Origin of the sequence: Janthinobacterium salmonicoloratum (assembly GCF_051380845.1) — a bacterium.
GTDB classification, from domain to species: domain Bacteria; phylum Pseudomonadota; class Gammaproteobacteria; order Burkholderiales; family Burkholderiaceae_D; genus Janthinobacterium; species Janthinobacterium lividum_F.
On the sequence record NZ_JBNYXV010000001.1, the window covers coordinates 1,896,005 to 1,908,722 of the forward strand.

Annotated in this window: 13 protein-coding genes; 12 read left to right on the top strand and 1 reads right to left on the bottom strand. The window is 62.3% G+C overall.

Annotated features, from left to right (window positions below; genetic code table 11):
- Nucleotides 1-2: 2 nt before the first annotated feature.
- From ACQ4WY_RS08780 to ACQ4WY_RS08820, 9 genes are all read left to right on the top strand, one after another.
- Complete coding sequence (locus ACQ4WY_RS08780) at nucleotides 3-431, top strand: ExbD/TolR family protein (protein ID WP_152285027.1); 429 nt, start codon at nucleotides 3-5, stop codon at nucleotides 429-431.
- 105 nt (nucleotides 432-536) lie between these two features.
- On the top strand, nucleotides 537-968 hold the full coding sequence (locus ACQ4WY_RS08785; RefSeq protein ID WP_180977327.1) for an ExbD/TolR family protein: 432 nt from the start codon (nucleotides 537-539) through the stop codon (nucleotides 966-968).
- A gap of 78 nt (nucleotides 969-1,046) precedes the next feature.
- Nucleotides 1,047-2,258, top strand: coding sequence for a tetratricopeptide repeat protein (locus tag ACQ4WY_RS08790; RefSeq protein ID WP_436503658.1), 1,212 nt, complete (start codon nucleotides 1,047-1,049; stop codon nucleotides 2,256-2,258).
- Between the two features lie 179 nt (nucleotides 2,259-2,437).
- Nucleotides 2,438-3,409: a bifunctional riboflavin kinase/FAD synthetase gene (locus tag ACQ4WY_RS08795; protein WP_436503659.1), complete on the top strand. Its 972-nt coding sequence runs from the start codon at nucleotides 2,438-2,440 to the stop codon at nucleotides 3,407-3,409.
- A gap of 81 nt (nucleotides 3,410-3,490) precedes the next feature.
- A complete protein-coding gene (gene ileS / locus ACQ4WY_RS08800) occupies nucleotides 3,491-6,391 on the top strand; it encodes an isoleucine--tRNA ligase (RefSeq protein ID WP_436503660.1) in 2,901 nt (966 codons plus the stop codon).
- A 183-nt stretch (nucleotides 6,392-6,574) separates the two neighbouring features.
- Nucleotides 6,575-7,084, top strand: a complete 510-nt coding sequence (gene lspA / locus ACQ4WY_RS08805; protein WP_076568171.1) for a signal peptidase II — start codon at nucleotides 6,575-6,577, stop codon at nucleotides 7,082-7,084.
- Nucleotides 7,085-7,101: 17 nt separating this feature from the next.
- Entirely contained in the window at nucleotides 7,102-8,322 is a 1,221-nt protein-coding gene (gene coaBC / locus ACQ4WY_RS08810; RefSeq protein WP_353660324.1) for a bifunctional phosphopantothenoylcysteine decarboxylase/phosphopantothenate--cysteine ligase CoaBC, read from the top strand.
- Nucleotides 8,323-8,356: 34 nt separating this feature from the next.
- Nucleotides 8,357-8,806, top strand: coding sequence for a dUTP diphosphatase (gene dut / locus ACQ4WY_RS08815; protein WP_034785229.1), 450 nt, complete (start codon nucleotides 8,357-8,359; stop codon nucleotides 8,804-8,806).
- A 10-nt stretch (nucleotides 8,807-8,816) separates the two neighbouring features.
- Nucleotides 8,817-9,920: a M48 family metalloprotease gene (locus ACQ4WY_RS08820; protein WP_436503661.1), complete on the top strand. Its 1,104-nt coding sequence runs from the start codon at nucleotides 8,817-8,819 to the stop codon at nucleotides 9,918-9,920.
- Between the two features lie 123 nt (nucleotides 9,921-10,043).
- Here the strand turns inward: ACQ4WY_RS08820 and ACQ4WY_RS08825 are convergent, their stop codons facing one another.
- On the bottom strand, nucleotides 10,044-10,184 hold the full coding sequence (locus tag ACQ4WY_RS08825) for a hypothetical protein (RefSeq protein WP_162835767.1): 141 nt from the start codon (nucleotides 10,182-10,184) through the stop codon (nucleotides 10,044-10,046).
- Nucleotides 10,185-10,284: 100 nt separating this feature from the next.
- On the opposite strand from ACQ4WY_RS08825, the gene ACQ4WY_RS08830 reads away from it, so the two are divergent.
- The 3 genes from ACQ4WY_RS08830 to ACQ4WY_RS08840 all read left to right on the top strand — a co-directional run bounded on the left by ACQ4WY_RS08830 (nucleotide 10,285) and on the right by ACQ4WY_RS08840 (nucleotide 12,706).
- Nucleotides 10,285-11,292, top strand: coding sequence for an XdhC family protein (locus tag ACQ4WY_RS08830; RefSeq protein WP_436503662.1), 1,008 nt, complete (start codon nucleotides 10,285-10,287; stop codon nucleotides 11,290-11,292).
- A gap of 67 nt (nucleotides 11,293-11,359) precedes the next feature.
- Nucleotides 11,360-12,277, top strand: a complete 918-nt coding sequence (locus ACQ4WY_RS08835) for a DNA-3-methyladenine glycosylase family protein (RefSeq protein ID WP_436503663.1) — start codon at nucleotides 11,360-11,362, stop codon at nucleotides 12,275-12,277.
- Between the two features lie 57 nt (nucleotides 12,278-12,334).
- On the top strand, nucleotides 12,335-12,706 hold the full coding sequence (locus ACQ4WY_RS08840; protein WP_353660320.1) for a COG4315 family predicted lipoprotein: 372 nt from the start codon (nucleotides 12,335-12,337) through the stop codon (nucleotides 12,704-12,706).
- Nucleotides 12,707-12,718: the final 12 nt, after the last annotated feature.

The following is a 12,718-nucleotide window of genomic DNA, read 5'->3' on the forward strand; positions in this document are numbered from 1 at the left end:
TCATGTCGATGTCCGTCGGCTCCGACAGCGGAGATGAAGATCAAGTAATGTCAGAAATCAACACGACGCCGCTCGTCGACATCATGTTGGTTTTGCTGATCATTTTCTTGATCACCAGTCCGGTTGTCCTCAAGCTGCAGAAAATCGATCTGCCGATTGAGGCCAATCAAGCCCTGCAAACCAAACCAGAGAACGTTAACATCGTTGTTAACAAGGACGGCGAGATCTACCTGGGCCAGACCAAACTGAAAGACACGAACGAGTTGTTCGATTATCTTAAAGTTGAAGCAGTGAAAGTACCGCAGCCGGAAGTACACGTTCGTGGCGACCAAGAAACACGCTACGAATCGATCGGCCGGGTTATTTACACGACCCAACGTGCCGGGATCCAGAAGGTCGGCTTCATCACCGAACCACCTGACAAGGGCTGATAGCGACTGGCAGCGGCGTCCCGGCAACATGGGGACGCCACTGCCAGAAGCTTACCGGGCGGCAGTTTCGCCCGGTGCTTCGTTGGACTTCTTAAAGGAAACACTATGAGTATGAATGTCGGTTCGGGAAGCGCAGCAGGCGCGGATCCGGAACCAATGATGGAACTGAACATGACGCCCCTCATCGACGTGATGCTGGTGCTGATTATCATGTTGATCATCACGATTCCTAAGCAAAACCACTCGGTGAACTTGAACATGCCGGTCGGCACCCCGCCGCCACCGACAACCGAACCAGTGGTCGTCACGATCGATGTCGATTTTGACGGCACGATCCTGTGGGACAATCAGGTCGTTCCTGACCGTGCTTCGCTGGAAGCCAAGCTGAGCAACGTTGCTGCGCAAGCAGACCAGCCGGAAGTGCATTTGCGTCCGAACAAGCTGGTGGAATATAAAGTCGTCGCCGGTGTGATGGCGTCGGCGCAGCGTCTGGGCGTGACCAAAATCGGTCTGGTCGGCAACGAGCAATTCCAGTAAGCTGTAGCAATCAGGTTCTCTTTACATCCGAATAGGCAGGACTTCCTGCCTATTCGCTTTTTACTGAAAGACTTTCTCATGTCCAAGTTTCGTCTCGCTCATCTCGGCCTCGTCATGGCCGCTATCGGTTTTACCGCAGCAACTCCCGTAATCGGCCTGGGCTCGCTGGCATACGCCGCGGACACCGTGCGTGCCGAAGTGGGCAAGCCATTGCAAGAAGCGCAAAAACTCGCTAGCAGCGGCAAAAACAAGGAAGCGCTGGCCAAGCTGCGCGAAGCTGACAGCGTCGGCGGCAAGACTGCCTTTGAAAGCTACCAGATCGAGCGCGTGCGCGCCTCGGCCGCTGCTGCCTCCGGCGATAATGGCACCGCCATCAAGGCCTTTGAAGCCGTCATCAATTCCGGCCGCTTGAGCGCCGCCGAAGCGCCAAAATTCACGCAAGCGCTGGCAGGCATGTACTACCGCGCCAAGGATTGGCCAAATACCATCACCTGGATCAAACGCTCGCTGAAAGACCGCGACGATGCGCAAATGCGCGAACTGCTGATCCAGACCTACTATGTCAGCGGCAACTACGCGGAAGCAGCGAAAGAGCTGCAAGCGCGCGGCGGCAACTCGGAAGCAAGCCTGCAAATGCTGGCCAACATCCAGTTGAAGCAAAACGACAAGGCCGGCTACGTCGCCACCCTGGAAAAACTGGCATCGAGCTATCCGAAAACCAGCTACTGGGCCGACCTGCTGAACCGCGTTTCGGGTAAGCCTGGCTTCTCGCAACGCCTGGGCCTGGACGTCCAGCGCCTGCGCCTGGCCAACGGCCTGTTCAGCAAGCCTTCCGAATACATGGAAATCAGCCAGCTGGCCCTGCAAGCAGGCAATCCTGGCGAAGCGCTGAGCATCATCGAGCAAGGCTACAAAAAAGGCGCACTGGGCACCGGCGCCGATGCGCCACGTCACCAGCGCCTGAAAGACCTGGCCCTGAAAACCCAGGCCGACCTGAAAGCCAGCGCCGCCAAGTCGGAAGCGGAATACGTCAAGAACAAGGACGCCGACAGCTTGAGCAAGCTGGGCTTCGCCCTCGTATACGATGGCCAGGCTGAAAAGGGCCTGGGCTTGATGAACGACGCCGTGAAACTGGGCACCGCCAAATATGCGGAAGAAGCCAAGCTGCATCTGGGCATCGCTTACATTCACGCCGGCAAGAAGTCCAATGCCACGACGGCACTCAACGCCGTCAAGGGTACGGATGGCGCGGCTGACCTGGCCCGTTACTGGACTTTGATGAATAAGTAAGTTCATCTTCAGATTGCGCTGAGTATTTAGCGCGTCCCAAAAGCGTTGCCAGCACACCCGCCGGCAACGCTTTTTGTTATTTCAGCAGTGAAATTCGCCCTGTGCCCGCCCTGCCGGGTGTGCATCCCTGAAACAGTCCGTATAATCCCCCTTTTGGCACAGTTTTTCATCAGATTCCTATGAAGGTATTCCGCGGACTTCCCAATGCCCAGGCACGAGCGCCTTGCGCTCTGACCATCGGCAATTTTGACGGTGTCCACATCGGCCATCAGGCCTTGCTGGCGCGCGTGCGCGAGGCTGCGACCGAGCTCGGCATTGAAGCGGCCGTGATGACGTTCGAACCGCACCCGCGCGAATTCTTCGCGCAGCGCGCGGGCGACCTGTCCAAAGCCCCGCAGCGCATCGCCAACCTGCGCGACAAGCTGCAGTCGCTGGACGACGCCGGCATCGACCGTGTCGTCGTCGAGCATTTCAGCGCCCAGTTCGCCGCCTTGACGCCGCAGGAATTCACGGAAAAAGTCCTCGTCGACGGCTTGCACGTGAAATGGCTGATGGTCGGCGACGACTTTTGCTATGGCGCCCGGCGCGCCGGCGACGTGGCCATGCTGCAGGAAGCGGGCCGCCAATACGGTTTCCACGTAGAAACATTGCCTACCGTGATGAACGGCAGCACGCGCATCTCCTCGTCCGCCGTGCGCCTGGCGCTGGCCGACGGGAATTTTCCGCTGGCGACCCAGTTGCTGGGCCATCCGTACGCCATCTCCGGCCATGTGATCCACGGCCAGAAGCTGGGCCGCACCCTCGGTTTCCCCACCCTGAACCTGCGCGTGGCGCACCGCCCCGCCCTGTCAGGCGTCTTCATCGTGCAGGTACACGGCCTGGGCCCCCTGCCGCTGCCCGCCGTGGCGAGCCTGGGCGTGCGCCCCACCGTCGACGACAGCGGCCGCGTCTTGCTGGAAGTGCATCTGTTTGATTTCGCCCAATCCTGCTACGGCAAGCTGGTGCGCGTGGAATTCCTGCAAAAGCTGCGCGACGAAGAAAAGTACGACGACTTGCCCACCCTGACGGCCGCCATCGAGCGCGACTCGAACCAGGCGCGCGCCTATTTTGAGCAGCGCAGCGGCGCCATTACCGCCACCGACCGAATTTGACGCCGGCCAACTCCGCCGCCTGGCGGCACTTGCCGCTGCAAACCCGCTGCAAAAATATACTCCACACTATTAAAGAAGATTATGTCCGATCAAAACAAGCCAGCCACGCCCAAGCAGAACAAGAAGCCTGAAAGCAAATACCCGGTCAACATGACGGAAACCCCGTTCCCGATGCGCGGCGACATGGCCAAGCGCGAGCCGCAATGGGTACAGCAATGGCAAGACAAAAAAATCTACGAGCGCGTGCGCAAGGCTGCCGCCGGCCGTCCGAAATTCATCCTGCATGACGGCCCGCCGTACGCGAATGGCGATATCCACCTGGGCCACGCCGTCAACAAGATCCTGAAAGACATGGTCGTCAAGTCGCGCTCGCTGTCCGGCTTTGACGCGCCGTATGTACCTGGCTGGGATTGCCACGGCATGCCGATCGAGATCCAGATCGAAAAACTGCATGGCAAGAACCTGCCGACGGCCGAAGTGCTGGAAAAAGCCCGCGCCTACGCGAATGTGCAGGTCGAGCGCCAGAAGAAGGATTTCATCCGCCTTGGCGTACTGGGCGAGTGGGACAACCCGTATCTGACCATGGCGCACGGCAATGAAGCGGACGAATTGCGCGCGCTGGGCAAGCTGTTGGAAAAAGGCTATGTCTATCGCGGCTTGAAACCCGTCAACTGGTGCTTCGACTGCCAGTCGGCGCTGGCCGAGGCGGAAGTGGAATACGCGGAAAAACGCGATCCCGCCATCGACGTGGGGTTCAAATTCGCCGAGCCGGAAAAACTGGCGGCCGCCTTCGGCCTGCCTTCCCTGCCTACCGATAACGGTTTCATCGTCATCTGGACCACCACGCCGTGGACCATCCCGTCGAACCAGGCGCTGAACGTGCACCCGGAAGTGAAATATTCGCTGGTAAAGGCCGAGCGCGATGGCCAGCCGCTGCTGCTGATCCTGGCGCAAGACCTGGTCGTGGCCAGCCTGGCGCGCTTCAAGCTCGATGGCACGACGATCGCCACCTGCGACGGCGCGGCACTGGCCGGCATCAGCTTCCGCCACCCGCTGCATGCGGCTGACGCTTTCTATGACCGCTTGTCGCCTTTGTACCTGGCCGAATACGTGACCACGGAAAGCGGCACGGGCGTGGTGCACTCGGCGCCAGCCTATGGCCTGGACGACTTCATCTCGTGCAAGGCGCACGGCATGAAGGACGACGACATCATCAAGCCCGTCATGGGCGACGGCAAGTTCGCCTCGACCCTGCCCCTGTTCGGTGGCATGACCATCTGGGAAGCGTCCAAGCCGATCTGCAACGCCCTGCGCGAAGCGGGTGCGCTGTTCGAAGTCAAGATGTTCGACCACAGCTACATGCATTGCTGGCGCCATAAGACGCCGATCATCTACCGCGCCACCTCGCAGTGGTTTGCCGGCATGGACGTGACTCCGAAAGACGGCGGCGCGACCCTGCGCGAGACGGCCTTGAAAGGCATCGCCGACACCGAATTCTTCCCGGACTGGGGCCAGGCGCGCCTGCACGGCATGATCGCCAACCGTCCTGACTGGACCCTCTCGCGCCAGCGCCAGTGGGGCGTGCCGATGGCCTTCATCGTGCACAAGGAAACGGGCGACCTGCATCCACGCACGCCGGAACTGCTAGAGCAAGTGGCCAAGCTGATCGAAAAGAACGGCATCGAGGCATGGCAGGCGCTGGACTTGCAGGACCTGATCGGCGACGAAGCGGCCATCTACGCCAAGAACAAGGACACGCTGGACGTGTGGTTCGATTCCGGCGCCACGCACCAGACGGTGCTGGGCGGCCCGCAAGCGCACGGCTCGCATTCGACGCAACTGCAATTCCCGGCCGACCTGTACCTGGAAGGCTCGGACCAGCATCGCGGCTGGTTCCACTCTTCCCTGCTCGTGTCGTCCATGCTGAATGGCCGTCCGCCGTATAAAGCCCTGCTGACACACGGCTTCACGGTCGATGGCGAAGGCAAGAAGATGTCGAAATCGCTGGGGAACACCTTGGCGCCGCAAAAGATCTCGGACACCCTGGGCGCGGACATCCTGCGCCTGTGGATCGCCTCGACCGACTACACGGGCGAGCTGTCGATCTCCGACGAGATCCTGAAACGCGTGACGGAATCGTACCGCCGCATCCGCAACACCCTGCGCTTCCTGCTGGCGAACACGTCGGACTTCAATCCGGCCACGGACGCCGTGCCAGTCGCAGAGATGTTCGAAATCGACCGCTATGCGCTGGCCAACATGGCCTCGCTGCAGCAGCAGATCGAGAACAACTACGCGCGCTACGAATTCCACCCGGTGGTGTCGAAGCTGCAGACGTACTGCTCGGAAGACCTGGGCGGCTTCTACCTGGACATCCTGAAGGACCGCCTGTACACCTCCGGCCTGACGTCGCACGCGCGCCGTTCCGCGCAAACGGCCCTGTGGCACATCACGCAAAGCCTGCTGCGCCTGATGGCACCGGCCCTGTCGTTCACGGCGGAAGAAGCGTGGGCCGTCTTCGCCGGTGCGGAGGCCTATGCGGCCAGCGATGAAACCATCTTCACGCAAACCTGGTGGCAACTGCCGGAAGTCGCGGACGCCGCCGGCCTGCTGGAGAAATACACGGCACTGCGCGCCGTGCGCACGGACGTCACAAAACAGCTGGAAGACTTGCGCACCTCGGGCGCCATCGGTTCCTCGCTGCAGGCGGAACTGACGATCAAGGCCGCACCGATGAAGTACAAGCTGTTGACCACCCTGGGCGAGGACTTGAAGTTCGTTTTCATCACCTCGCAGGCAACCGTGGCCGAAGTGGCCGACGAAGCAGCCGAGGAAGTGGTCGTGGCCGCGTCGACGGCGCCGAAGTGCGAGCGCTGCTGGCACTACCGTAGCGACGTGGGCACGGACGCTGCGCATGCTACCCTGTGCGGCCGCTGCGTCAGCAACCTGTTTGGTGCGGGCGAGAAACGCCGCTTCGCATAAACAACGTCGTCAAAATCTACTGCGCGTCGCGATTTGCGGCCTGCGATGCTCGCTGTACTAAAGTACAGCTGCGCGTCTCGGCCACAACTCGCTGCCGCTCGCTACGATTTTGCCCGCCGTTGTATGCTTTGAGTCCAATCGCCGCCTGCCAACAGGCGGCGGCTTTATCTTCCCTGGAAAAATATGGCCACTAAAAACCGTTTTTCATCGAAATCGTCATCTTCTTCGTCGCTCGTGCCCTGGCTGGGCATTGCCGCCATCGTCATCCTGTTCGACCAGATCACCAAGATCACGATCCTGAAAACCTTTCGCTATGCGCAAGAGATGGTCATCACCTCGTATTTCAACCTGGTGCTCGCGTATAACAAGGGAGCCGCGTTCAGCTTCCTGTCCGACCAGGGTGGCTGGCAGCGCTATTTCTTCACCGGCATCGCCCTCGCGGCCGCCATCTACATCATCTATCTGCTGAAAAAACATGCCGGCCAGCGCATGTTCTGCTGGGCCCTGGCGCTGATCCTCGGCGGCGCGCTGGGCAACGCCATCGACCGCCTGATGTATGGCCACGTGGTCGACTTCCTCGACTTCCACTGGAAAAGCTGGGGCCATTTCCCCGCTTTCAATATCGCCGACAGCGCCATCTGCATCGGCGCGGCCCTGTTCATCATCGATGAACTGCGCCGGGTAAACAAATAAACACGCAGGAGAACGGCATGGAATTGTCCGGCAAAAAAATCGTCCTGGGACTTTCGGGCGGCGTCGCCTGCTACAAGGCGGCGGAACTGTGCCGCGCGCTGACAAAGGCAGGCGCCTCGGTGCAAGTGGTGATGACGGATGCGGCCAGCCACTTCATTACGGCAGTCACGATGCAGGCCCTGTCGGGCCACCCCGTGCACACGAGCCAGTGGGATGCGCGCATCGACAACAACATGGCGCATATTGATTTGACGCGCCATGCGGACGCCATCCTGATCGCCCCGTGTTCGGCCGACTTTATGCGCAAGCTGGCGCATGGCGTGTGCGACGACCTGCTGTCGACCCTGTGCCTGGCCCGCCCTGCCCACCTGCCCCTGCTGGTGGCGCCGGCCATGAACGTGGAAATGTGGCAGAACCCCGCCACGCAGCGCAATGTGCAGCAGCTGCGCGACGACGGCATCAAGCTGTTTGGCCCGGCCGCCGGCGAACAGGCGTGCGGCGAAGTTGGACTGGGCCGCATGCTGGAACCGGAGCAGCTCTTGACGGAGCTGATCGCCGCCTTCCAGCCGAAAGTCCTGGCGGGCAAGCGCGTGCTGGTCACGGCCGGCCCCACCTTCGAAGCCATCGACCCCGTGCGCGGCATCACCAATCTGTCCTCGGGCAAGATGGGTTATGCGGTGGCGCGCGCGGCGCGCGAAGCGGGCGCCGAGGTGCTGCTCATTTCCGGCCCCACGGCCCTGGACGCGCCATTCGGCGTGCGCCGCATCGATGTGCAAAGCGCGCAGCAGATGCATGATGCGGTACTGGCCCACGTCGACGGCCAGCATGTCTTCGTCGCCGTGGCCGCCGTGGCCGACTGGCGCGTAGCCAACGCCAGCGAACAAAAGATGAAGAAGCAGGCCGACGGCTCCGTGCCCGAACTGCAGTTCGCGCAAAACCCCGACATCCTGGCCACCGTGGCGGCGCGCACCAACCTGGCCGGCTATCCGTATTGCGTCGGCTTTGCCGCCGAATCGGAAAACCTCGTGGAATTCGGCTCGACCAAGCGCGAAAAGAAGGGCATCCCTCTACTGGTCGGCAATATCGGCCAGAACACGTTTGGCCAGGACGACAACACCATTATCCTGTTCGACGAGGAAGGCCATACCGTGCTGCCGCGCGCCTCGAAACTGAACCTGGCGCGCCAGCTGATTTCGGAAATATCGAAACGCCTGGCAAAAAATTCGCTCCTCAAGTAACCCTTTATACGACTTAGCTTAGTTAGTTAGATTAATGAAAAATATCGACATCAAGATCCTCGACGCCCGCATGAAAGAACTGCTGCCAGCCTACGCCACGCCCGGCAGCGCCGGCCTGGACCTGCGCGCCTGCATAGACGAGGCCATCACCATCGAAGCTGGCCAGACCGTGCTCATTCCCACCGGCCTGGCTATCCACATCGGCGACCCGTCGTATGCGGCCATGATCTTGCCGCGCAGCGGCATGGGCCACAAAAACGGCATCGTCCTGGGGAATCTGGTAGGCTTGATCGATTCCGATTACCAGGGCCAGCTGATGGTATCGACCTGGAACCGGGGCCAGAGCGCTTTCACGCTCAATCCCATGGAACGCCTGGCGCAACTGATTATCGTGCCGGTGCTGCAAGTGGGCTTTAACGTCGTCGAAGAATTCGGCGACAGCGAACGCGGTGTTGGCGGTTTCGGCAGCACCGGCAAACATTAAGGATTTTCTTATGCCAGGCTTCCGCCATCTGATCCCAGCCCCGACTTCGCTGCGCCGATTGGCCACTCCCCTCCTGTTGGCCGGCGCGGCCATTCTGGCCGGCTGCACCACGCCGACGACGAATGTCAGCGGCCCGTTCAACGTCGTGCCGGCGCCCGATGCGCCTGCGCCGACGGCGCAGCAAAAAGCTGCGCAGGAAGAGCTGGTGAAGATGGTGGCGCTACAGGACCGCCTGTCGAAAGTCTCCGCGCCCCTGCTGATCAACAATGCGGACCTGTGCAAGACGTATGCGCGCAACTTGCTGGGCTTTACGGCGCAGAATAAGTATTCCTACCCTGGCATCTATGCCGATGCGGCGCAGGCGGCGCTCGGCTACGGCGAACAGATGCAAGTGTCTGGCGTCTTGCCGGGCAGCGGCGCCGCCCGCGCCGGCTTGCGCAAGGGCGACGGCTTGCTGGCTGCAGAAGGCAAGCCGCTGCCGGCCGGTCCGAAAGCGGAAGGTCCGTTCGGCGCCATCGTCGGCCCGCTGGCCTCGAAAAGCGCGAGCCTGAACATGACCATCGCCCGCGATGGCCAGCAGCAGGACCTGAAAATTCCCGTCACGCGCGCCTGCGCCTTCCGCGTCGCCCTGGGCAATGCGGACAATATCAACGCATACTCGGACGGCGCGCGCATCATGCTCACGCGCGGCATGGTCAATGCGGCGCAAAACGACGAAGGCATCGCCTTCGTGATCGCCCGCGAAATGGCGCACAATATCCTCGACCACGCGCGCAGCCAGCGCACGGCAGGTACGGCCGGCAGCATCATCGACAGCCTGGGCGCCGTGCAGCCCGACGTGTCAATGCTGACGGGCGCCGCCGGCATCAAGGCCATGCCGCAGGAACTCGACGTGCAGGCCGACACCCTGGCCATCTACCTGCTGGCGCGCGCCGGCTACAACGTCGACAACGCCGCCCGCTTCTGGCAGCGCCTGGCCACGCAAGTGCCGGCGACGGTCGCCAATGGCTACACTGCCCTGCATCCTGGCACCAACTCGCGCATGGCGGCCATCAACCGCGCCGTCACCGACGTGCGCGCCAAGCAGGCGGCGAAGAAGCCGCTCAAGCCTTAAGCCAAAAAAGAGGGGGCCTGACAAAACCGTCGCGAGCGGCAGTGATTTGTGGCTAAGAAGCGCAACCGTGCTCTAGCACGGTGAGCATCGCAGGCCGCAAAGCGCGACGCGCAGCAGGTTTGGTCAGGCGCCCGGGAAATTCGGGAAATAGGTACCCATGATCCAGGTCAGGGCCCCGCAGAACACCACGGCTAAAAACAGGACGATGAGCAGCTTGCCGAACTTGGGAATACCCTCTTCTTGCGTCTTGACTTCATTTGACATGAAAATTCTCCGCAGGGTGGTGGAACAGGTAGTATATCCACAATCTTGAATACTTTTCCATACTTTGCCGCAAACATGCGGCATGTAACCCGCGCGCGCCATGGACAGCATCGACCTTGAAGTTCTGAAAACCAGCGCCGCCTGGCTCGCCGCCGGCCACCGCTGCGAACTCGTCACCGTCATCAAGACCTGGGGTTCCAGCCCCCGCCCCGTGGGCGCCACGCTGGCCATCTGCGACGATGGCACGGTGGTCGGTTCCGTTTCCGGCGGCTGCATCGAGGATGACCTGATCGACACCGTCCGCGTGCACGGCATCGTGCGCACGCAGCCCGAAATCGTCAGCTACGGCATCAGCGCCGACGAGGCGCACCGCTTCGGCCTGCCCTGCGGCGGCACCATCGAACTGGCCATCGAACCGCTGCATGCGGACAGCGGCGTGGCCGAACTGCTGGCGCGCCTGGAAGCGCATGAACTGGTCGAACGCCGCCTCGACTTGCACACCGGCGCCGTCACCCTGCAGCGCGCCGCGCCGGGCGCCGTGCTGGCCCTGGAAGACGGGGCGCTCACCACGCAGCACGGCCCGCGGTGGCGCTTGCTGATCATCGGCGCCAGCCAGCTATCGCGCTTCGTGGCGCAAATCGCCACGGCCATGGATTACCACGTCATCGTCTGCGACCCGCGCGAAGAATACCGGGGCGGCTGGAACGTGCCGGGCGTGCCCCTGCTGCACGCCATGCCCGACGACCTCGTGCTGGAATTAAAGCTCGACAGCCGCAGCGCCGTCGTCGCCCTCACGCACGATCCCAAACTCGATGACCTGGCCCTGATGGAAGCGCTCAAATCCCCTGCGTTTTACGTAGGCGCCATCGGCTCGCGCGCCAACAATGCCAAGCGCCGCGAGCGGCTGCTGCAGTTCGACGTCAGCGCGGAACAGCTGGCGCGCCTGCACGGCCCCATCGGCCTGTACATCGGCAGCAAGACGCCGGCCGAAATCGCCATTTCCATCCTGGCCGAACTGACGGCCGTGAAAAACGGCGTGCCCGACGCGCTGCAGATCCAGCACGCGGCGGCCCTGAGCCCGCCCGGCACCGACATCTGCGCGCGTTAAAGACAACAGCAAGAAACGCGGTGCGCCCGCGCCGCCTCCCTGATACCGTCCCTGACTTTGGCCCACCATGACCCTGCTGCACTGGACCCTCCCCCTGCCCGCCGGCTACCGCCGCGACGATGTCATCGCCTTCCACAGCCGTGATGCGGAAGCCGTTGCCGAACAAGTCACGCCGGCAGGCCTGCGCAAGGGCATCCTGCTTGCCGGCGTACCCGTAGTACTGGACGTCGCCTTCACGCAGGATACTGCCATCTGCCAGGCAGACATCGATGGCGATGACAATGCCGACCTTCAAACGCCGCTGCACGGCGCCCTCCTTAACATCCTCGGCCTGCGCATCGACCCGCAGCCGTTTGCGCAACTGGCCGCCGCCGACCCGCTGCTGGCGCCTTTGGTCCGCGTCAATCCGGGCCTGCGCATCGTGCAATCGGCCAGCCCGTTCGAGGCGCTGACCTGGGCCATCATCGGCCAGCAGATCAACCTGCCGTTCGCTATTTCTCTGCGCCGCACCTTCATTTTGAAGGCGGGACGCCGGCACGGCAGCGGCCTGTGGTGCTATCCGGAGGCACGCGACGTGGCCAAGCTGGCGATCGACGACCTGACCAGCCGCAAATTCTCGCGCGCCAAGGCGGAAACCGTGCTGCGCCTGGCACACCTCGTCAACGACGGGGAGTTGTCGCTGGAGCTGCCTCCCTCCGGCGACGTGGCGGCCATTTCGCAAGCGCTGCTGGCCGTCAAGGGCATCGGCCCGTGGACCGTCAACTACGCGCTGCTGCGCGGCTACGGCTATGCCGACTGCTCGCTGCACGGCGACGTGGCCATCCGCGCCGCCCTGCAAAAGCTGCTCGGCGAAGACGTAAAACCGGACATGGCGCGCACGGAGCAGTGGCTGCGTCAGTACGCGCCGCACCGCACCATGGCGGCCGCCCACCTATGGGCCAGCCTGCACGCGCCGGAAAAAAATATTTTACCTGCCAGGGAATAAACGGCGGACGGCATGCGTCTATCACTTGCAAGCCCTCAAAACCTCAAGGAGACCATCATGCGCTTTACCACTTTTGCCGCCACCGCCCTTTTTGCCGCCATGTCCGCCCCGCTGGCTTTCGCCGCCGACGTCATGCCCGCCAACGGCATGCTGGTCAACGCCACAGGCATGACCGTGTATGTGTTCGACAAGGATGTCGCCGACAGCGGCAAGAGCGCCTGCAGCGGCGGCTGCCTGGCGGCCTGGCCCGCCGTCATCGCCACCGAAGCGGCGCCCGCCGCCCCGTATGGCAGCATCAAGCGCGAGGACAACGGCGCCATGCAGCTGACCTACAAGGGCAAGCCCCTGTACCTGTACAAGGAAGACAAGAAGCCGGGCGACGTGGCCGGCGACAATTTCAAGAACGTGTGGCACGTCGTCAAGCCTTAAGCTACCCGCCCC

Excerpts from the sequence above, each read along its gene's own strand:
- ACQ4WY_RS08790 (WP_436503658.1), top strand. The coding sequence starts at position 1,047 with ATGTCCAAGTTTCGTCTCGCTCATCTCGGCCTCGTCATGGCCGCTATC.
- ileS (WP_436503660.1), top strand. The coding sequence starts at position 3,491 with ATGTCCGATCAAAACAAGCCAGCCACGCCCAAGCAGAACAAGAAGCCT.
- coaBC (WP_353660324.1), top strand. The coding sequence starts at position 7,102 with ATGGAATTGTCCGGCAAAAAAATCGTCCTGGGACTTTCGGGCGGCGTC.
- ACQ4WY_RS08795 (WP_436503659.1), top strand. The coding sequence starts at position 2,438 with ATGAAGGTATTCCGCGGACTTCCCAATGCCCAGGCACGAGCGCCTTGC.
- ACQ4WY_RS08825 (WP_162835767.1), bottom strand. The coding sequence starts at position 10,184 with ATGTCAAATGAAGTCAAGACGCAAGAAGAGGGTATTCCCAAGTTCGGC.
- dut (WP_034785229.1), top strand. The coding sequence starts at position 8,357 with ATGAAAAATATCGACATCAAGATCCTCGACGCCCGCATGAAAGAACTG.
- ACQ4WY_RS08785 (WP_180977327.1), top strand. The coding sequence starts at position 537 with ATGAGTATGAATGTCGGTTCGGGAAGCGCAGCAGGCGCGGATCCGGAA.
- ACQ4WY_RS08820 (WP_436503661.1), top strand. The coding sequence starts at position 8,817 with ATGCCAGGCTTCCGCCATCTGATCCCAGCCCCGACTTCGCTGCGCCGA.
- ACQ4WY_RS08780 (WP_152285027.1), top strand. The coding sequence starts at position 3 with ATGTCGATGTCCGTCGGCTCCGACAGCGGAGATGAAGATCAAGTAATG.
- ACQ4WY_RS08840 (WP_353660320.1), top strand. The coding sequence starts at position 12,335 with ATGCGCTTTACCACTTTTGCCGCCACCGCCCTTTTTGCCGCCATGTCC.
- lspA (WP_076568171.1), top strand. The coding sequence starts at position 6,575 with ATGGCCACTAAAAACCGTTTTTCATCGAAATCGTCATCTTCTTCGTCG.
- ACQ4WY_RS08835 (WP_436503663.1), top strand. The coding sequence starts at position 11,360 with ATGACCCTGCTGCACTGGACCCTCCCCCTGCCCGCCGGCTACCGCCGC.
- ACQ4WY_RS08830 (WP_436503662.1), top strand. The coding sequence starts at position 10,285 with ATGGACAGCATCGACCTTGAAGTTCTGAAAACCAGCGCCGCCTGGCTC.